We start from the raw sequence: 19,106 nt of genomic DNA on the forward strand, positions 1-19,106 counted from the left end.
GACTGTGCTCATGGCTCTTCATGTGCGCGGTGTGCTGCTCCCCGACGACGAGGTCCGGGATCTCTGGCTGGTCGGGGACCGGGTGACCTTCACCCCGGTGCCCGGTGCGGAGACGGTCGTCGACGGCGGCTTCGTCCTGCCGGGGTTGGTCGACGCGCACTGCCACATCGGCATCGCCCGAGGCGGCGCTCCGATCACCTCCCTCGACCAGGCCCGCGAGTTGGCCCACATCGACCGGGACGCCGGAGTGCTGGCGATCCGCGACGCCGGCTCGCCGTACCCGTACCCCGAACTCGACGACGAGTCGGGCCTGCCGCGACTGGCCCGCGCCGGCCGGCACGTCGCGCCGCCGAAGCGCTACCTGCGCGACATCGGCGTGGAGGTCGATGCCACCGACGTGGCCGCGACGGTGGCCGCCCAGGCGCGGGCCGGCAACGGCTGGGTCAAGCTGGTCGGCGACTGGATCGACCGGGGCGTGGGCGACCTGGCGCCGGCCTGGGACGCGGACACCCTCACCGCGGCCGTGCGGGCCGCGCACGACGCCGGGGTACGCGCCGCCGTGCACACCTTCTCCGAGTCGGCTGTCGAGATCATGGTGCGGGCCGGGGTGGACTCGGTGGAGCACGGCACCGGGCTGAGCCTCGACCTGATCGACGAGATGGCCCGCCAGGGCACCGCGCTGATCCCCACGATGATCAATATCGCGACCTTCGGGGGCATCGCCGAGCAGGCGCGGGTCAAGTTCCCCGGGTACGCCGAGCACATGCTCGCGCTGCGCGACGGTTTCCCCGACGTGGTGCGTGCCGCCCACGAGGCGGGTGTGCCGATCTACGTGGGCACCGACGCCGGTGGTGGCATCGACCACGGCCTCGCCGCAGAAGAGATGCTGCTGCTCCACGAGCAGGCCGGCATGGCACCGACCGACGTGCTCGCCGCCGCGTCCTGGGGCGCCCGGGAGTGGCTCGGCTTCCCCGGCCTGGTCGAGGGCGGCCTCGCCGATCTGACCGTCTACCCCGAAGACCCTCGCCGTGACCTGCGCGTCGTCCGCGCCCCCTCCCGCACGATCCTGCGCGGCCAAGTAATCCGCTGACCCGCGCCGTGCGCCGGGCCCGGCAGGGGAGGAAGATCGGCGCAAAATCGGGGATGTTGCTGCCTCCCGCGCGCCGGAGGCAGCTGTCCAGCGCCGTCTTTACCGAGCCCCCGAGCGTGCACAACCGCGACCAGATGGGGCTGCGACACGGCGCGGCGGCTCCCGGGCGCGGTGTCGCCCCGCCTGACGCATAGGATGTGCGGTCATGGCACGCGTGCTCACTCCCCGTGCGGAGGATTTCCCCCGCTGGTACCAAGACCTGATCGCCAAGGCAAAGCTGGCCGACAACGGCCCGGTTCGCGGCACCATGGTCATCCGACCGGCCGGCTACGCCATCTGGGAGCGTATGCAGGCCGAGATGGACGCTCGGATCAAGGCGGCGGGTGCGGAGAACGCGTACTTCCCGCTGTTCATCCCCGAGAGTTACCTCAAGCGCGAGGCGCAGCACGTCGAGGGCTTCTCGCCGGAGTTGGCGGTCGTCACCCACGGTGGTGGCAAGCCCCTGGCCGAGCCGATCGTGGTGCGTCCGACCAGCGAGACGGTCATCGGCGAGTTCATGGCCAAGTGGATCGACTCGTACCGGGATCTGCCGCTGCTGCTCAACCAGTGGGCCAACGTGGTCCGGTGGGAGCTGCGCCCGCGGATCTTCCTGCGTACCAGCGAGTTCCTCTGGCAGGAGGGGCACACCGCGCATGCCACCCGCGAGGACGCCCGGGCGTACGCGCGGCGGATCCTGCACGAGGCGTACGAGGACCTGATGGTCAACGTGATCGGCATTCCGGTCGTGGTGGGCCTGAAGACGGCGCGCGAGCGGTTTGCCGGCGCGACCGCCACGTACACCTGCGAAGGCATGATGGGCGACGGCAAGGCGTTGCAGCTGGGCACCAGCCACGAGCTGGGCCAGAACTTCGCCAAGGCGTTCGACATCAGCTACTCCTCCAAGGAGGGCGGCCGGGAGCACGCCTGGACCACCTCCTGGGGCACGTCGACCCGGATGCTCGGTGGCCTGATCATGGCCCATGGCGACGACAACGGTCTGCGCGTGCCGCCGAGGCTGGCGCCGATCCAGGCGTACGTCATGGTGGTCAAGGACGGCGACGGCGTGGGCGAGGCGGCGGCCAAGCTGCGCGACGGCCTGCGCGACGCCGGTGTCCGGGTCGCGCTCGACGACCGGACCGACACCCCGTTCGGCCGCCGGGCCGTCGACGCCGAGCTGCGTGGCTATCCGGTACGCGTCGAGGTGGGCCCCCGTGATCTGGCCGCCGGCAACGCGGTGGTGGTGCGGCGGACGGACGGCTCGAAGTCCCCGACGCCGGTGGCTGACGTGGTCGGTGCGGTGCTCGCCGCCCTGGAAACGGACCAGCAGGTGCTGCACGACCAGGCGTTGGCCAACCGCGAGTCGCGCACGGTGGAGGTCGCCACCCTGGCCGAGGCGATCGAGGCCGCCGCGAACGGCTGGGCCCGGGTGCCGTGGTCGGCGGTCGGCGTGTCCGGCGAGGCCGAGGCGAACGGTCAGGGCGTCACGGTGCGCTGCCTGCTGCGCGCCGACGGCTCGGTACCGGACTCCGAGGACGAGCCCGACCTGGTCGCCATCCTCGCCCGCGCCTACTGAGGTGACCGTCGACCGCTTCGAGCCAGGTCGGCTGATCCTGCACCGGAACGTGCGACGGGGGCGGATCGGGTGGGTCCGGCCGGCGCGGGTCGTCCTCGACGACGAGCGAGGGCTGCTGCTCTGGATCGCGGAGGGCTCGCCGGTGGCGCACGAGGTCAACGGGGTCGGCCTGACCATGCGAGGGCTGCCGTTCGCCGACTGGATCACGCCGACGTACCAGCTCGCAGAGGGGCGTTGGAACGGGCCGCCGCTGTTGAAGTTTCTGCCCACCGGGGCGGCGCACTCCGTCTGGTGGTTCCGCGACGCGGCGGGCCGGTTCAGCCACTGGTACGTCAATCTGGAGGAGCCCGGCGTCCGCTGGGACGACGGTCCGACGGCTGGCGTCGACGTGATCGACCAGGACCTGGACGTGCTCGTCGCCTCGGATCGCACCTGGCAGTGGAAGGACGAGGACGAGTTCGTCGAGCGGCTCGCCTTTCCGGAGGACTACTGGGTGACCGACGAGAAGGCGGTCCGCGCCGAGGGGGAACGGGTGATCGGCCTCGCCGAGGCGGGTGTGTTCCCGTTCGACGGCACCTGGTGTGACTACGCCCCGCCGCCGAACTGGGGCGTACCGGATGGGCTCCCCGCCGGTTGGGATCGTCCACCCGTCCGCTGACCTGTGTTGATTACCCTGTGTCATCCTGCGGACATAGAGGATGGTGTGAGCGGTGTGACGGCCTAGGGTTCAGGCATCGACACCACCAGTGGTGGGAGGCCCGATGGCCGACCAGATCAACACCTTCTCCGACCTGCAGGCCCGCGCCGGCGTGATCCTCGGCCGGCTGAACGCCGCTCCCGCCGTCGCGATCGCGGCAGCCACGAATCCGCTGCTGGCCGTCGAGCACCTCGGCTACCAGTTCAACCCCGACACCCGTACCGGCATCGGTGACCGCATCCGGCTCGGACCGACCGCCGCCGAGAAGCTCGCCGACCTGCGTACGACGATCGCCCGGCTGGTCGATCGCCAGGTCGACCCCGACGACGGCCCGGCCGTCCGCCGGCTCCTGACCGACCTGGGTGTGCTTCCGTGCTCCGACGGCGATGAACCGGACACCGACCCGCCGCGCTGGCAGCCCGGCGGCGCCGGCCCCGACCCGTTGGAACCGCTCCGGGACCGGCACCCGGTGCTGGATCCGCTGCTGGAGTACCGACGGATTTCCGCCCGCCGGCCGAGGTTCGCACCCCCGCGGGCCTTCGCCGCGATCCTCAGCGGCGCGGTGACCACACCGTTGACGGCGGTGAGTGGCCGGCTGCAGTCGCCGGACCCGGAACCCGACAGCCACCCTCGCTGACCAACGGGCGGCCCGTCGCGCGGCGACGGCCCCGAGCATCTCCTGACGTCCGGTCCGGCATCCGGCGTCCGCACCCTCCGGCCTCCACCACACCGGCCCCGAAGGGGGACCAATGGCCGACACCCATGGCTTCGAGGTCGTCGTCGAGGCGACTCCACCCGTTCTCCGCAAGGCCCTGCAGGGTGCCTGGAAGTCCGCCGAGTGCGGCGACACCAGCACCGACGAGGGACGCATCCCGCAATTCCTGCCGGTCCCGGCCGGCCTCGCGATCGGCGGGTTCACCACGGCCGGCGGCCAGGTGGAGATCCCCCGCGACCAGCTCGACGCCACCCCACGACCCGACATCGACGGCTGCGAACTCACCTTCGGCCTGGTCATCCAGGTGACCGTCGCCGACCCGCCGGTGCCCTCCGCGCAACTGCTGGATCTCACCGCCACCGCGCACGCCGCCGTGCCGATCGGGGTGCTGCCCGACTCGAAGAACGTGGGGCTGCGCTTCGACGGCCTGCCCCGCAGCGCGGTCACCGCGACCCTGACCAGCGGTGATCCTCTCGCCCCGAAGCTTGTCGGAATTCTCGGGGAGTACATCCACTTCGCGTACGAGAACGGCGGCCCCGGGGGTGTGCTGCATCCGGGGATCCCGACGATCCCGCACGAGCAGGACGACACCGGGCTGGTGCTGGGCCTCGGCGTCGGCAGTTACACCCTCGACACCCATCTGGAGATCTACGACGACCAGGCCGACCCGGCCCACCGGATCGACGTCAGCCAGCCGGATCCGGGGAACGTCCTCATCAGCATGCCGATCTACCTGCGGATGTTCCACATCGTCGGCAGTGGCGCGGCGCCCGCGCTGACCGACCCGATGGCGGTGGAAACCCGGCTCGCCATCACGGTGCCGCTGGAGACCCCACCGGGGGCGTACACGTTGCGCTTCGACACCGCGACAGTGGTGGCGGGGCCGATCAACCCGGCGCCCGGCATCGAGGGCGCCCACTTCACCACCAACAACGCCACCCTCTTCGGGTTCCTCGACAACGCGCTGCAGGCCCAGCTCAACCAGCAGGGGGCGGCGCTGGTGCACGGCTTCGGGTCGCAGAGCGTCGTGGTGCCCACCGTGGCGCAGATCGAGACGGCCATCGGCGACCTGCTCTTCGACGACCTGAGCGCGCGGGGCTTCCTGGCCCTGTGGACGCCGGAGGTCGGTGGCGAGGTGTTCGAGGCCGACAACGTCGCCACCCGGGTCTTCGCCGACCTCCTGGTGATCGCGATCAACGCCGGCGACGGCGCCGACATCGGGGCGATGACCAGCGTCGTACCGGCCGGGCGGGACTTCGCCATCCTGCTCGACGGGACGATCGTGCAGCAGAACATCGACTCCGCCCGGGTCACCAACGGTTGGGCGGACAGCGACCTGCCACGCCGGGTCGACCAGGGCGACGACAAGGCGGACGTCCGGGAGTTGGACGTCGTACTGCGGGACGGGTCGATCCGGATGACCGGAGAGTTGACGGTCATCGACGCGATCCTCGGCAGCATCGACGTCGACGCCAGCTTCCGGGCCGATGTGGGACTGCACTGGACCCCGAACGGCGATCTCAACCCCGACGGCGTCCAGCGGATGGACAACCACCTGATCGGCGAACCGGACGTCGACCCCGAGGAGTCGGTCCTGTTCTGGGTCATCGCCATCATCCTGGCGATCATCAGCTTCGGCGCCGGGAGCATCCTGATCGCGATCATCATCATCGTGGTCGCCGCGGTGATCACGGCCGTGGTCAACAACATCGGCGGGTCGCGCCTTGTCGACCCGATCACCGGAGCGGTCAGCGGCATCACCGGCTGGCCGCCCGAGCTGGCCCGGATCGGGCGGGTCCGGGCCGTCTTCTTCGACCCGATCGTGATCAACGCCGACGGGCTCGTCCTCGCCGGTGACCTGGAGGTGCTCAGCTCCTGTGAGAGCACCGAGGTGCTCGCCGCCCGCAGCAGCGGACCGTACACCGGGACGGCCCAGTCGGCCCTGCTGTTGGCCGCCGGGCACACCAGCGCCGCGGCCGGCTACACCTGGCTGACCGGTGACGGCGCGGCACCGGCCGCCACCGCGGACGTCAACCACGTCTACGCCGCCAGCGGCACCTACCTGGCGGCGCACTCGTTGACGATCAACCAGCCCGGCGGCGCCACCAGCCGCCACTTCGCGCTGGTGTACGTCGCCAACGTGCCGCCCACGGTCGACGCCGGCCCGGACCTCACCGTCGACGAGGGTGAGGTGGTCACCCTCGTCGGCCGGTTCAGCGACGTCGAGTACGTCGACACCCACGAGACCACCTGGAACTTCGGCGACGCCCAACCCACCGAGCCGGGCACGGTCGTGGAGACCAACACCCCGCCGCGGGCCGAGGGCACCAGCACCGTCCAGCACGCCTGGTGCGACAACGGTGTGTACGAGGTGACCCTGCGGGTCCGGGACCAGAACGGTGGGATGGCGACCGACACCCGGACCGTGACGGTGCGCAACGTCCCGCCGGTGGTCGATGCCGGTCCCGATCTGTTCACCTACCCGTGCACGGTCCTCACCCTCACCGCCCGCTTCACCGATCCCGGTTGGTGCGACACGCACACCGCCGTCTGGGATTTCGGCGACTGCACCCCGCCGCTGCCGGCGGTGGTCACCGAGACGCACGAGCCGCCGGCCGGTCGGGGAACCGCGGTGCTGTCCCACCGCTACCCGGACTGCGGCACGTTCCTGACCCGGTGCACGGTGATCGACGACGACGGTGGGACCGGGGTCGACGAGGTGGTGGTCCGGGCCATCGACGTGGTCAACCGGCACTTCGAGGACGGGTTCGCCCAGCGCACCACCGGACAGGTCGCCAACGGCTGGGAGCCGTACGTGCTGGCCGGCTCGGCGGCCGGCGGCACCGGCCAGCACACCGCGAGCAACTTCGTGGTGCACGGTGGCCGCCGTTCCCAGGGGCTCGTGCCCGGTCCGCGGCAGCGGGTCGGCGTCCGGCAGCAGATCGGGGCCAACCCGGGCTGGGCCTACCAGCTCACCGCCTGGTACGACCTCGACCAGGCCGAACCCGCGACCGCGCGGCTCGGCGTCGACCCCACCGGCGGCACCGACCCGACCTCCGCCGCCGTCGTCTGGAGCGACGGCACGAGCGCCCAGCGGTGGAGCCCGCTGACGGTACGCGTCGCCGCCCAATCCGCCGCGGTGACCGTCTTCCTGGAGGCCGCGGCCGACGGGGGTGAACCCCGAAGGGGTGGCGGACGGGTGTGGTTCGACGACGTGGACCTGCTGGCCGCGCAGCCGTACTGCCCGACGGAGCCGCCGCCGCCAAGGCCGCGCGACTGCCTCGACTTCGCCGGCCGTCAGCCCGGCACGCAGTACCCGGCGGAGTGGACGGAGGCCGAGTTCCTCATCCGATCCCTGGACGGCGCCGGCCGGGTGGTCGTCGCGGTCGGGCCGCCCACCGGCGGCGCGGCCCTCCAACTCGGTGCCGGCGTCCACGTCGCACTGCCCCAGCCGGCGGACCGGGTCGTTGTCACCCTGGCCAACCAGGGCGGCAAACCGGTCGAGTTGACCGCGTTCGACGACGACGGTACGCAGCTCGATCGCGTCGAGGTGCCGGCGAACTCGCCACCGGGCCCGGCGACGGTGACGCTCGCCGGTCCCGGCATCGTCGCCGTCCGGATCGTCGGCCGATCGGCGGAGGGGCTGCTGATCCGGCTCTGCGCCGAGTACGCCGACGACACCGGGCCCGACGACGAGCACGGCGACCCCACGTCGCACCCGGTTCCGATTGACCCCGGTGTCAGCGGCCCGACGCCCCGGTCCGACCCGCCGATTCGTGGTGGCTGCTGTGGCTGAACCCGACTCGCTCGACGCCGTCCGTGCCGTGCTGGCCGCGCACCGGGCTGACCTCACCCGGCGGTTCGCCGCCGTCGGCACCGGCATCGGCCGGCCCGACCCGTCCGGCCCGTACGTCATCACCGTCTACGTCACCGACCCCGTGTTGGTGGCCCGCACCAGCGAGCGCGTCGACGGTGTCGCGCTGCGCTTCGTGCTCACCGGGCCGTTCGAGGCCCGCCGAACCTGATCCATCACCCCGTTGCACCGGCAGGAGACGGCCATGTCCAATCCGAACGACGACAGCTACGTCAAGGCCCGGGCGTTGGCTCGGGCGGCCCGTCAGGGACCACTGGCCGGGTTGCTCGGCGACCCGAACGTCAGCGGGCTCGCCTACGGGCGACGGGAGGTCAGCGGCCGCCGCACGGACGAGCCGGCCCTGGTCGTGTACGTGGTGCGCAAGGTGCCGAGGCAGTTCCTACCCACCACCCGGCTGCTGCCGCGGCGGGTCTACTTCGGGTCCGACTTCGTCGAGGTCGACGTGGTGGAGACCGGCCCGTTCTTCGCCCAGGAGTTCACCGCCCGGGAACGCCCGGCGCCCAACGGGGTGAGCGTCGCGCACATCGACGTCACGGCCGGCACGCTCGGCGCGCTGGTCACCGACAACACCGACGGTTCGCTCTGCATCCTGAGCAACAACCACGTGCTGGCGAATGCCAACGCCGGGGCGATCGGCGACGCGATCGTGCAGCCCGGCTCGTACGACGGTGGCACCGCACCGGCCGACACCATCGCCACACTCAAGCGATTCGTGATGATCAACCCGGCCGGCAACCGGGTGGACTGCGCGATCGGCCAGGTCTCCCAGCCCAACGACGTGATCGACCAGGTCAAGAACGACATCTTCCCGGTGGCCAACAGCGACCATCCGGCGATCGGTCTGCTCTTCGCCGGCTCGTGCAACCGGACCCTGATCAACCCCATCGACGAGGTGCTGCGTCAACTCGACGTGACCTTCCTGGGCGGGGCTGGTGCCATCGCCGGCGTCGACATCGGCAGCAACGTGGAGAAGGTCGGCCGGACCACGGAGTACACCACCTCCACGGTGACCGAGCTGGATGTCAGCGCGAGCATCGACTACGGCCCCGGCGTCGGCGTGGCCACCTTCGAGGGCCAGATCGCCACGGCCCACCTGTCCGAGGGCGGCGACTCCGGGTCGGTGGTCTACCTGGGCGGCGAGGGCGGCAACGAGAGTGCCTGCGGCTGCGCCTCCAGCAGCACCGCCCGCCGGGTCCTGGACCGGGACGTCGACCTCGACGTGGCGGTTGAGAAGGAGTTCCGGCAGCGCTACCTGCAGCAGACCAGGGTCGGCCGGTTCGCTGTCGACACCTACTTCGCCAACGAGGACCGGTTGGTGGCCCGAGCCCGGGCGACGAAGCTCTCCGACGCCGACCGGCGGCACCTGCAGAAGCTCTACGACACCTACGCCGAGACGGCCCGTGCGGCACTGCTCCAGCCGCAGCGCTCCGAGGCGACGCTCACCACCGAGCACCTCGACGAGGCCCGCAGGACGCTGCGCCGCTTCGCGGACCGGTTGACCGCCGAGGAACTCTCCGCCGCCGAGGAGGTGCTGGCGCTGGCGAACGACGCTGTCGGTCGTACTCCGGTGGAGATCCTGCGGATGCTCGACGACGAGCAACTGCTGCACAAGGCGCAGGAGTTGGTCGAGAGGGTGCCCACTCTGTGCGCTCCGGGCAGTGGGCGGCGCGGCGACGGTGGCTGTGGCTGCGGTGGCGGTGGGAGCGGCGGAGACGCCGGCCAGCCAGCGGCCGAGAAGCCCACCAAGCCGAAGCCGAAGCGGAAGCGGTGACGGTGGGCAACGTCACCGACCCGGACTGGCTGGCCAGCGCCCGTACCCGGGAGGCGCTGGCCGGCCTGGACCGGCGGATGCGGGAGGCCGTCGCCGCGTCGGACCCGGCGCTGTGGGCGATGGCGACGGCCCTGCAACGCCGGGGCGGCAAGCGGATCCGTCCCGCGCTGCTGCTGGTCGCGGCCGAATTCGGCACCGTCCGTCCAGCACACCTGCTCGACGCCGCCGCGGCGTTGGAGTTGCTGCACCTCGCCTCGCTCTACCACGACGACGTGATGGACCGGGCCGTCACCCGGCGGCACGGGCCCAGCGTCAACGCCGAATGGGGCGAGCCGGCGGCCGTGGTCGCCGGGACCTTCCTGGTCGCCCGGGCGATCGCCCTGCTCGCCGCCTTCGACGACCGGTACGGCCGGGAGGCGGCCGCCGCGCTTGTCACGCTCTGCACGGGCCAGCTCCGCGAGACGGAGAACGCGTTCCACACCGGCCTGACCGAGGCCGAGCACCTGGAGATCATCGCTGGCAAGACGGCGACCCTGTTCGAGTTGCCCTGCCGGTTGGGCGCGCTGCTCGCCGGTGCGCCGCCGGAGACCGTCGAGGCGCTGGCCGGGTACGGCCACGACCTCGGGGTCGCCTTCCAGCTCACCGACGACGCGCTCGACGTGCGCGGCAGCTACGCGGCTCTCGGCAAGCGGCCGCTGACGGACGTCCGGGAAGGGGTCTACACCATGTCGGTACTGCGGTTGCTGGCCCGCGACACACCGGGGGCCGGGCGGGTGCGCGACCTGCTGGAGGTACGCGAGCCCACCCCGGCGGAGCTGGCCGAGGTGGCTGAGCTGGTGGTCGCCTCGGGTGCGGTGGACGAGGTCCTCGCCGAGGCCCGGCGCAGGGCCGCACAGGCCGCCCGGCGGCTGGACCCGCTGCCGCCCGGCCCGGCCCGGGACTCGCTGGTCCAGCTCGCCGACTACGCCGTCACCCGGGCGGGTTGAGGTGGTCACGCCGGACGCGCCGACCCCGACGATGGTTCCGGACCGGCTCGACGGCTTCGACGCGGTGGTGGTGGGCGCCGGCCCGGGCGGCGCGGCCGCGGCGTACCGGCTGGCGGTGCTGGGCCGCCGGGTTCTGCTGATCGACCGGCGCGAGTTTCCCCGCGACAAGTGCTGCGGCGACGGCCTGACCCGCAGCGCCGTGCGGCTGCTTGCCGAGATGGGAGTGCTCGACGAGCTGACGGGTGCCCAGCGGGTCGGCGGGGTGCGGATCCGGATGCGCGGGCGGGGCGGTCGCGACTTCCACTACGAGGACCCCGACGGCACCGGGTACGGCATGGTGGTGCCCCGGCTGGAGCTGGACGCGGTGCTGTGCCGGCGGGCGGTGCGTGCCGGCGCGGTGCTCTGGACCGGGGCACGCGCCACCCGACTGCTGGGCGGCGCCGCCGGGGTCCACGGCGTGCAGGTCGAGTACGAGGGCCGCCGGTTCGCGCTGCGTACCCCCGCTGTGGTCGCCGCCGACGGGGCCTCCTCACGGCTGGCTCACCAGGCCGGGTTACGTAGTCCGGACCGGGAGTGGACCGGGTTCGCCGCCCGGGGCTACTTCACCCAGGTGGCGGACCTCGACGAGCTGCTGGAGATCCACCTCCCGCTGGCGGACGTCACGGACCGGCGGGTGCTGCCCTCCTACGGCTGGGTGTTCCCGATCGGCGACGGGACGGCCAACGTCGGCGTGGGCCTCTTCGACCCGACCCACCGGGAGAACGTGCGGTTGCTGTACGAGCGTTTCGTCGCCGAGCTGGCAACGACCGACCACCGATTCCGGGCGGCCCGTCCATCCGGACCGATGACCGGTGCGCCGCTGCGGCTGGACTTCGACCCGTCCCGGTGCGGTGTGCCGGGGCTGCTCCTGGTCGGCGACGCGGCGGGGCTGGTCAGCCCGTTCACCGGCGAGGGCATCAGCTTCGCCCTGGAGTCGGGCCTGCTCGCTGCGGACCGGATCGACACGGCGCTTCGTCGCGCCGGGGCAGGACCGGTGGATCCCGCTCCGTACGCCCGGCAGTTGGCCGCCCGGCAGTCCGGCTATTTCGAGACCGGCCGGTACTCGGTGCGCCGGTACATGCTCGCCTGGCGGGTGCTCGACGCCACCTTCGACGACGACCGCCCACTCTTCGCCCTCTGCCGCCGGCTGGCGCTCTTCCCGGACGGGGCGCGGGCCGGTGTCCTGCTGGACCCGCTGCCCCAGCCGGCTCCGGAACTCGCCCGCGACCTGCGGCGCGATCTCCTGGCGGTGGGCGAACTGCTGGCCGGCTGTGTCCGGGAGGACTGGCCGATGTTCGTCCGGCTCGCCGGAGTGGACGAGGACCTGTCGACCCTCTCGCTGCGCCCGGCGGTGCTGCTGTTGGTCGCCGCGGCGGTCGGGGGCCGGGAACACCCGCTGCGGCACGCCCTCGCCGCAGCGGTGGACCTGGGTCTGCTCGCCGGCCTGGCGGTGGACAGCGCCCGGGAGGAGGAGAGGTCGACCGGCCCCCGACCGACGCCGTGGGGCAACCGGTTCGCGGTGCTGGTCGCGGACTTCCTGTTGGCCCGCGCGTACGAGTTCGCCGCGCAGGGTGGTGGCCCGGTCGTCGCCGAGTTCGCCGAGGCGCTGACGGTGGCCTGTGAGGGCCGGGCTCTGGAATTGCGTGACGACCCGTCGTCCGGCGGTGCCGGTGGTGCCGTCCTGGCCGGGCGGGCCGCCATCGCGTTCGAGCTGCCGTGTCGGCTCGGCGGCCGGCTCGGCGGCGCCCGGGTGCCGGTGGTGAACGCGTTGGCCGCGTACGGTCGCGAGGTTGGCGCTGCCTACGCCCTCGGCGAGCAGCTTCGGGAGCTGGCCGGGGCGTCCCGGTGGGGTGGGTCGGCACAGCCGGGTGTGGTCGCGCGGGATGACCCTCGGGTGGCGGGGCTGCTCGGCCTGGTCGCCGAGCACGCCCAACGGGCGCGGGAGGCGCTGCTGGTGGTGCCCGCCGGCCCGGCCCGTGAGCTGCTGGCTCGGCTCGCCACCCCCGGGCTGCCGGGTCCCGTGGACCCCGACAGCAGGGTGATGTCGGTCACGTAGCGGCGTTCGGCGGGCATGCCTGGGGCTCCGGTGCGAGTGATCGGCGCTCCATCTGGCAGAATGGGTCGCTGGTATCCGGCGCGCGTCCGGCGCCCTCTAACCCGGGCACGTCGCTAGTCCACCGAGTAGTCTCCGGCCCAACCCCACGGGTCCGGTCGGCGCTCACCCATGCACACCGCCCGCACGGGCCGGTGAGATCGCAACAGGAGCGAAACAACTGTGGCCGTAAAGATCCGGCTCCTGCGGATGGGCAAGATCCGCAACCCGCAGTACCGCATCGTCATCGCCGACTCGCGCACCAAGCGTGACGGTCGGGCGATCGAGTTCGTCGGGGTTTACCAGCCGAAGGAAGACCCTTCGATCATCGAGGTCAAGTCGGAGCGGGTCCAGTACTGGCTGTCCGTCGGCGCTCAGCCGAGCGAGGCGGTTCAGCGGCTGCTGGAGCTGACCGGTGACTGGCAGAAGTACAAGGGCCTGCCGGCCCCGCCGCCGCTGCTGGTCGCCCCCGAGCGGGCCGACCGCAAGGCTGCGTACGAGGCTGAGGCGAAGGCCGCCGCCGGGCTTGCCCCGGAGACCCCGGCCAAGCCGGCCAAGAAGGCCGCCAAGGCTGCCGAGGCTCCGAAGACCGAGGCTCCGGCTGAGGCGCCGAAGACCGAGGCTCCGGCCGAGGCTCCCGCCGCTGCCGACGCCGGTGAGCAGGCCTGACATGCCTCTGCGTCCGGCGTTGGAGCACCTGGTCAAGGGCATCGTCGACCACCCGGACGACGTCCGGGTGCGGATGGTCGATTCCCGTCGGGGCAAGCGGCTCGAAGTCCGCGTGCACCCCGAGGACCTCGGCACGGTGATCGGGCGGTCCGGCCGGACCGCCAAGGCGCTGCGCCAGGTGATCGGCTCCATCGGCGGGCGCGGAGTACGCGTCGACATCGTCGACTCGTACTGATGCAGCTCGTCGTCGGCAGGATCGGCAAGCCACACGGTGTCCGCGGTGAGGTCACCGTGGAAGTGCGGACCGACGAGCCCGAAGCACGGTTCGCCCCCGGCACAGTGCTGCGCACTGAGCCGGGGGCGACACCCCCGCCTGCATCCCCGCGCAGCACTGAGCCGGGGGCGACGCCCCCGACCACAGCCTCGGAAGACGAGCCCGGGGTTCCGTTCCGGGTTCCGGCGGAGCTGACCATCGAGGAATCCCGCTTCCACCAGGGCCGGGTGCTGATCGCGTTCGCTGGAATCCTGGACCGCAACACCGCCGAGGCGCTGCGCGGCACCCTGCTCGTAGTGGACAGCGCCGATGTGACCCCGCCGGACGACCCGGAGGAGTTCCACGACCACCAGCTCGTCGGGCTGACCGTGGTGACGCCGGACGGCGAACGGCTGGGCGAGGTGGCCCGGATCGACCACGCGCCGTCCTCAGACCTGCTGGTGCTACGGCGCCCCGAGGGGCGTACCGCGTTGATCCCGTTCGTCCGGGCGATCGTTCCGGAGGTCGACCTCGCCGGTGGACGGGTGATCGTCGACCCGCCGGCCGGACTGCTCGATCTTTAGGACCACCCCCATGCGCGTCGACGTCGTGTCGATCTTTCCGGAGTACTTCGCCCCGCTGGACCTGTCGTTGATCGGGCGGGCGCGGGCCAACGGCGTACTCCAACTTGCCGTGCACGACCTGCGGACCTGGACCCACGACGTGCACCGCACGGTCGACGACACCCCCTACGGCGGTGGGCCGGGGATGGTGATGCGTCCGGAGCCGTGGGGCGAGGCGCTGGATGCCCTCGCGCCGGCTGAGGCCCCGCCGCCCCGGCTGCTGGTGCCGTCGCCGGCGGGTGCGCCGTTCACGCAGGCCATGGCGTACGAGTTGGCCGCCGAGTCGCATCTGCTCTTCGCCTGCGGCCGTTACGAGGGAATCGACCAACGCGTGCTGGCGCACGCCGCCACCCGGATGCCGGTAACCGAGGTGTCGCTCGGTGACTACGTGCTCTTCGGCGGCGAGGTCGCGGTCCTGGTGATGCTGGAGGCGGTCACCCGGCTGCTGCCGGGGGTGCTGGGCAACGCGGGCTCGTTGGACGAGGAGTCGCACGCCCACGGGCTGCTGGAGGCTCCGATCTACACCAAGCCGCCGAGCTGGCGTGGGCACGACGTGCCGGACGTGCTCCGCTCCGGGGACCACGGCAAGATCGCCCGCTGGCGGCGCGAGGAGGGTCTGCTGCGGACCGCCGCCCGGCGCCCGGACCTGCTCGCCGCGCTGCCCGCCGATCGGCTCGACAAACGGGACATCGCGGCTCTGGACCGGGCCGGATTTCAGTCACCACCGGGGGATGTGGCAAAGTAGAGGGGTTGCCGCATCCGTCCGCGCCCGTGGGCGGCTGCGAGGATCCCCGACCGGGGTCGGCCTGCCGACCACCACCCGGGGATCAGAATCACCCACCCGCGCACCGAGTGACGGTGCGCCGTGAGCCTTACGAGGACGCAGCGATGAACATCCTGGACGCCCTTGACGCCCAGTCGAAGCGGACCGACCTTCCCGACTTCCGGGCCGGTGACACCGTCAAGGTGCACGCCCGCGTCGTCGAGGGCAACCGGTCCCGTGTCCAGATCTTCCAGGGCGTCGTGATCCGCCGCCAGGGTGACGGTCTGCGCGAGACCTTCTCGGTCCGCAAGGTCAGCTTCGGTGTCGGCGTCGAGCGGACCTACCCGCTCAACGGCCCGGGCATCGACCGGATCGAGATCGTGACCCGCGGTGACGTGCGTCGCGCCAAGCTCTACTACCTGCGCGAGCTGCGCGGCAAGAAGGCCAAGATCAAGGAGAAGCGGGAGAAGCTGCCCAGCTGACCTCCGCTCGCCACGCCGCCTGAGCTGCGCGTATGCCGTAACGACCAGACCGCACTACCCTGGTCGTCACGGGCGCAGCGAGGCGGCGGGCCCGCCTACGTGGCGGGCAGCCGTCCACTACCGCCCGTGGAGCCTCGACGAGGCTCCCGGGCGGTGGTGTTTCTGTGGACCGGGGAGTGGCGTGTGCAGACGCTTGACGAGGACGGCACCGTAGATCCGTGGCGTCGGCGGGCCCGCCGCACCCGGCGGCAGATGCCCCTCTGGCAGGAGCTTCCGCTGCTGCTGGTCGTCGCGTTCTGCCTCGCGGTGCTGATCCGCACCTTCCTGCTGCAGGCGTTCTTCATCCCGTCCGGCTCGATGGAGGACACGCTCCTCATCGGGGACCGGGTGCTGGTCAACAAGGTCGTCTACGACGTCCGTGACCCGGTACGCGGCGAGGTGGTGGTCTTCCGGGGCACCGACCGCTGGGCGCCGCAGGTCGACGAGCAGCCCGAGCCGGGCTTCGCCGGCAAGCTGACCCGGACCGTCGGTGACCTGGTCGGGGTGAGCCGCCCCGGTGAGAAGGACTTCATCAAGCGGGTGATCGGCCTACCCGGCGACCGGGTCAAGTGCTGCGACAGTCAGGGTCGGGTGACCGTCAACGGCACGCCGCTCAACGAGCCGTACGTTCTGCGGGACTCTCCACTGGATCTGCCGCCCAACCCGTCGGAGTGCCGCTCCCGGCGCTTCGACGAGGTTGTCGTACCGCCCGGTCAGATCTTCGTGATGGGCGACCACCGCGAGGTCTCCCAGGACGCGCGCTGCCAGGGCCCGGTGCCGATCGACAACGTGGTCGGCCGCGCCTTCATGGTGGTCTGGCCCTCGTCGCGGTGGAGTTCGCTGTCGGTGCCGTCGACGTTCGACGACGTGTCCGGGCCGGGCGCGGCATCCTCGGGCGCGCCCCCGGTGCGACCGAGCCCACAGGGTGGTGTGCTGCTGATTCTCCCGCTGGCGGCCGCCCTGCGTGGTTCCCGCGCGTTCCGGATGATGACGTCCAGTTCGGCAACGTAGGCTCCTTGGCGTGATTGACGAGCAGACCGACAAGCCGCGCAGCTCCTTCTGGAAGGAGCTGCCGATCCTGCTGGGTGTGGCGATCCTGGTCGCGGTGCTGGTCCGCGCCTTCGTGCTGCAGACCTTCTTCATCCCCTCCCCGTCCATGGAGAACACTCTCAAGATCGATGACCGGGTGCTGGTCAACAAGCTGGTCTACGACTTCCGGTCGCCGCACCGCGGCGAGGTGATCGTCTTCAAGGCGCCGATCGAGTGGAGCGGCAACCCCGAGGGTGAGGACTTCATCAAGCGGGTGATCGGCATCCCCGGTGACCACGTGGTCTGCTGTGACCCGGAGGAACGGCTGATGATCAACGGCAAGTCGCTGGACGAGCCGTACATCTTCTCGATGGACGGGATCCGCGACAAGCCGGCCGACCAGGAGTTCGACATCACCGTGCCGAAGGGTCGGCTGTGGGTGATGGGCGACCACCGCTCCGCCTCCGGTGACTCGCTGGAGCACTGGCAGCAGTCCGGGCAGAACATCACCGAGGCCACCATCCCCGAGGACGAGGTGGTCGGGCGGGCGTTCACCGTCTTCTGGCCGGTCAGTCGGGCGACGTGGCTGACGGTGCCCGATCAGTTCGACGGGATTCCCAAGCCGTAGACCCGACGGGGCGTGGGCGATCCGCCGTCGGTCTGGCAGGCTGGGGCGGTGACCGTGAGCGCGAGGAGTGAGCCTGCGAGCCCCGCAGCCGCGAGCAGTGGCGACCGTGTCTACACCCCTCGACGCGGCGCCCGCGTGCTGCTCGTCGACGCGGCCAGCCAGGTTCTGCTGTTCGAGGGCTTCGACCCGGCCCGGCCAGGGCACCGCTACTGGTTCACCCCGGGCGGCGGGCTCGACCCGGGGGAGTCTCCGGCGGTGGGCGCGGCCCGAGAGTTGGCCGAGGAGACCGGGCTGCGGCTCGACCCGGCCGAGCTGGGCGAGCCGGTCTGGTCCGACACGACCGAGTTCTCGTTCGACGGCACGTGGTACCGCCAGGAGCAGGATTTCTTCCTCCTCCGCGTGCAGTCCTGGCAGGTGGACACGGCAGGTTTCGACGACATCGAGCAGCGCAGCATCGCCGGACACCGCTGGTGGCTCCCCGACGAGCTGGCAGCCAGCGGTGAGAGGTTCTACCCCCCCGAGCTGCCCGCCCTGCTGAACCGGCTGGGGCAGTCGACCGCCGTCGACCTGGACGAGTCGTCGTGCTGACCCCGCCGCGTACCGTCGTGCGCCGTGAGGCCGGGCTGTACGCCCTGGAACGGGCGCTGCAGCGGCGCGGCTTCCGGCACGTCGCCGGCGCCGACGAGGCGGGCCGGGGGGCCTGCGCGGGCCCCCTGGTCGCCGCCGCCGCGGTGCTGCCCGAAGGTCGGCGCGGTGAGATCGAAGGGCTGGCCGACTCGAAGTTGCTCACCCCTGCCAGCCGGGAACGGGTGTACGCGGAGGTCGTGGACCGAGCCCTCGCGTACGCCGTGGTGGTCATCCCCGCCGAGGAGGTCGACGCCCGCGGGCTGCACGTGTGCAACCTGGCCGCGATGCGCCGGGCGCTCGCCCTGCTCACCACGCGACCGGAGTACGTGCTGACCGACGGCTTCGGCGTCGACGGACTGGGGGTGCCGGGGCTGGCGGTGTGGAAGGGCGATCGGGTGGCCGCGTGCGTGGCGGCAGCCAGCGTGCTCGCCAAGGTCACCCGAGACCGGATGATGGTGGAGATGGACGGGGTGTTCCCGGCGTACGGCTTCGCCGAGCACAAGGGCTACATCACCCCGGAGCACTCGGCGGCGCTGCGCGAGCACGGGCCGTGCCGGGAGCACCGGTTCTCGTACGTCAATGTCGCCGCGGTCTCCGGCCGCGACGGCCGGCCTCCGCGCGCCCGACGGCCCGGCGGCCACAGCCGGGAAGAGCCGATGGAGCGCTCCGAGGCGTCAGGGGGTACCGTCGGCGTGGCGTTGGGCGAGCAGCCTCGGCCCCAGACGCCGGTGGGGGAAGATGTGGCCATGGAAGGCGGAGTGCGATGAGCGCGGAAGATCTCGAGAAGTACGAGACCGAGATGGAGCTGCAGCTCTACCGGGAGTACCGCGACATTGTCCGCCAATTCTCGTATGTGGTGGAGACGGAGCGTCGGTTCTACCTGGCCAACCAGGTCGACCTGCACGTGCGCAACTCCGACGGCGAGGTCTACTTCGAGGTCGAGATGCACGACGCCTGGGTGTGGGACATGTACCGTCCGGCCCGCTTCGTGAAGAACGTCCGGGTGATGACCTTCAAGGACGTCAACGTCGAGGAGCTTGAGAAGCCCGACATCTCGCTGCCCGCCGACTCCGGCTTCGGCGGCTGACCGCACCCGTGTCGCCCGGCCGCGCCACGG

19 protein-coding genes are annotated in these 19,106 nt (G+C 71.8%); all 19 read left to right on the forward strand.

Annotated features, from left to right (window positions below; translation table 11 throughout):
* The first annotated feature begins 10 nt into the window (after positions 1-10).
* The 19 genes from JOD64_RS20945 (at position 11) to JOD64_RS21035 (ending at position 19,076) form a co-directional block, all read left to right on the forward strand.
* Positions 11-1,090 (forward strand): amidohydrolase family protein, encoded by a 1,080-nt coding sequence (locus JOD64_RS20945; protein ID WP_204943760.1) that lies wholly within the window; start codon positions 11-13, stop codon positions 1,088-1,090.
* Between the two features lie 205 nt (positions 1,091-1,295).
* Complete coding sequence (proS, locus tag JOD64_RS20950) at positions 1,296-2,702, forward strand: proline--tRNA ligase (RefSeq protein ID WP_204943761.1); 1,407 nt, start codon at positions 1,296-1,298, stop codon at positions 2,700-2,702.
* 1 nt (position 2,703) lies between these two features.
* Positions 2,704-3,360, forward strand: coding sequence for a ribonuclease FAU-1 family protein (locus tag JOD64_RS20955; RefSeq protein ID WP_307813529.1), 657 nt, complete (start codon positions 2,704-2,706; stop codon positions 3,358-3,360).
* Positions 3,361-3,463: 103 nt separating this feature from the next.
* On the forward strand, positions 3,464-4,036 hold the full coding sequence (locus JOD64_RS20960) for a hypothetical protein (protein ID WP_204943762.1): 573 nt from the start codon (positions 3,464-3,466) through the stop codon (positions 4,034-4,036).
* 112 nt (positions 4,037-4,148) lie between these two features.
* Complete coding sequence (locus JOD64_RS20965; RefSeq protein ID WP_204943763.1) at positions 4,149-7,910, forward strand: PKD domain-containing protein; 3,762 nt, start codon at positions 4,149-4,151, stop codon at positions 7,908-7,910.
* Entirely contained in the window at positions 7,903-8,139 is a 237-nt protein-coding gene (locus JOD64_RS20970) for a hypothetical protein (RefSeq protein ID WP_307813531.1), read from the forward strand. The genes JOD64_RS20965 and JOD64_RS20970 overlap by 8 nt, the downstream gene beginning before the upstream one ends.
* A gap of 33 nt (positions 8,140-8,172) precedes the next feature.
* Entirely contained in the window at positions 8,173-9,759 is a 1,587-nt protein-coding gene (locus tag JOD64_RS20975; protein WP_204943765.1) for a hypothetical protein, read from the forward strand.
* A complete protein-coding gene (locus JOD64_RS20980; RefSeq protein ID WP_204943766.1) occupies positions 9,756-10,745 on the forward strand; it encodes a polyprenyl synthetase family protein in 990 nt (329 codons plus the stop codon). Before JOD64_RS20975 ends, JOD64_RS20980 begins: the two co-directional genes overlap by 4 nt.
* A 1-nt stretch (position 10,746) precedes the next feature.
* Entirely contained in the window at positions 10,747-12,840 is a 2,094-nt protein-coding gene (locus JOD64_RS20985; protein ID WP_204943767.1) for a geranylgeranyl reductase family protein, read from the forward strand.
* A 219-nt stretch (positions 12,841-13,059) separates the two neighbouring features.
* Positions 13,060-13,545 carry a 30S ribosomal protein S16 gene (rpsP, locus tag JOD64_RS20990; protein ID WP_204943768.1) on the forward strand — a complete coding sequence of 162 codons (486 nt, stop codon included), beginning with the start codon at positions 13,060-13,062 and terminating at the stop codon, positions 13,543-13,545.
* A complete protein-coding gene (locus JOD64_RS20995; protein WP_172862164.1) occupies positions 13,520-13,780 on the forward strand; it encodes an RNA-binding protein in 261 nt (86 codons plus the stop codon). Before rpsP ends, JOD64_RS20995 begins: the two co-directional genes overlap by 26 nt.
* Complete coding sequence (rimM, locus tag JOD64_RS21000) at positions 13,780-14,382, forward strand: ribosome maturation factor RimM (RefSeq protein ID WP_204943769.1); 603 nt, start codon at positions 13,780-13,782, stop codon at positions 14,380-14,382. The genes JOD64_RS20995 and rimM overlap by 1 nt, the downstream gene beginning before the upstream one ends.
* Positions 14,383-14,392: 10 nt before the next feature.
* A complete protein-coding gene (gene trmD / locus JOD64_RS21005; protein WP_204943770.1) occupies positions 14,393-15,166 on the forward strand; it encodes a tRNA (guanosine(37)-N1)-methyltransferase TrmD in 774 nt (257 codons plus the stop codon).
* A 143-nt stretch (positions 15,167-15,309) separates the two neighbouring features.
* Positions 15,310-15,666, forward strand: a complete 357-nt coding sequence (rplS, locus tag JOD64_RS21010) for a 50S ribosomal protein L19 (protein ID WP_184182400.1) — start codon at positions 15,310-15,312, stop codon at positions 15,664-15,666.
* Between the two features lie 183 nt (positions 15,667-15,849).
* Positions 15,850-16,716, forward strand: coding sequence for a signal peptidase I (lepB, locus tag JOD64_RS21015; protein WP_204943771.1), 867 nt, complete (start codon positions 15,850-15,852; stop codon positions 16,714-16,716).
* A gap of 10 nt (positions 16,717-16,726) precedes the next feature.
* Positions 16,727-17,362, forward strand: a complete 636-nt coding sequence (gene lepB, locus JOD64_RS21020) for a signal peptidase I (RefSeq protein ID WP_204943772.1) — start codon at positions 16,727-16,729, stop codon at positions 17,360-17,362.
* Between the two features lie 54 nt (positions 17,363-17,416).
* The gene (locus JOD64_RS21025; RefSeq protein WP_372434248.1) at positions 17,417-17,950 is read left to right on the forward strand and encodes an NUDIX hydrolase; all 534 of its coding nucleotides are present in this window, start codon (positions 17,417-17,419) and stop codon (positions 17,948-17,950) included.
* Complete coding sequence (locus JOD64_RS21030; protein WP_204943774.1) at positions 17,944-18,756, forward strand: ribonuclease HII; 813 nt, start codon at positions 17,944-17,946, stop codon at positions 18,754-18,756. The genes JOD64_RS21025 and JOD64_RS21030 overlap by 7 nt, the downstream gene beginning before the upstream one ends.
* Positions 18,753-19,076: a DUF2469 domain-containing protein gene (locus tag JOD64_RS21035; RefSeq protein WP_007075222.1), complete on the forward strand. Its 324-nt coding sequence runs from the start codon at positions 18,753-18,755 to the stop codon at positions 19,074-19,076. The genes JOD64_RS21030 and JOD64_RS21035 overlap by 4 nt, the downstream gene beginning before the upstream one ends.
* The last annotated feature ends 30 nt before the right edge of the window (positions 19,077-19,106 follow it).

The organism is Micromonospora luteifusca (assembly GCF_016907275.1).
GTDB classification, from domain to species: Bacteria; Actinomycetota; Actinomycetes; order Mycobacteriales; family Micromonosporaceae; genus Micromonospora; species Micromonospora luteifusca.

What these genes read in the sequence shown, in the direction of transcription:
- JOD64_RS20945 (WP_204943760.1), top strand. Translation starts at nt 11, where the DNA reads ATGGCTCTTCATGTGCGCGGTGTGCTGCTCCCCGACGACGAGGTCCGG.
- proS (WP_204943761.1), top strand. Translation starts at nt 1,296, where the DNA reads ATGGCACGCGTGCTCACTCCCCGTGCGGAGGATTTCCCCCGCTGGTAC.
- JOD64_RS20960 (WP_204943762.1), top strand. Translation starts at nt 3,464, where the DNA reads ATGGCCGACCAGATCAACACCTTCTCCGACCTGCAGGCCCGCGCCGGC.
- JOD64_RS20965 (WP_204943763.1), top strand. Translation starts at nt 4,149, where the DNA reads ATGGCCGACACCCATGGCTTCGAGGTCGTCGTCGAGGCGACTCCACCC.
- JOD64_RS20975 (WP_204943765.1), top strand. Translation starts at nt 8,173, where the DNA reads ATGTCCAATCCGAACGACGACAGCTACGTCAAGGCCCGGGCGTTGGCT.
- rimM (WP_204943769.1), top strand. Translation starts at nt 13,780, where the DNA reads ATGCAGCTCGTCGTCGGCAGGATCGGCAAGCCACACGGTGTCCGCGGT.
- trmD (WP_204943770.1), top strand. Translation starts at nt 14,393, where the DNA reads ATGCGCGTCGACGTCGTGTCGATCTTTCCGGAGTACTTCGCCCCGCTG.
- rplS (WP_184182400.1), top strand. Translation starts at nt 15,310, where the DNA reads ATGAACATCCTGGACGCCCTTGACGCCCAGTCGAAGCGGACCGACCTT.
- JOD64_RS21035 (WP_007075222.1), top strand. Translation starts at nt 18,753, where the DNA reads ATGAGCGCGGAAGATCTCGAGAAGTACGAGACCGAGATGGAGCTGCAG.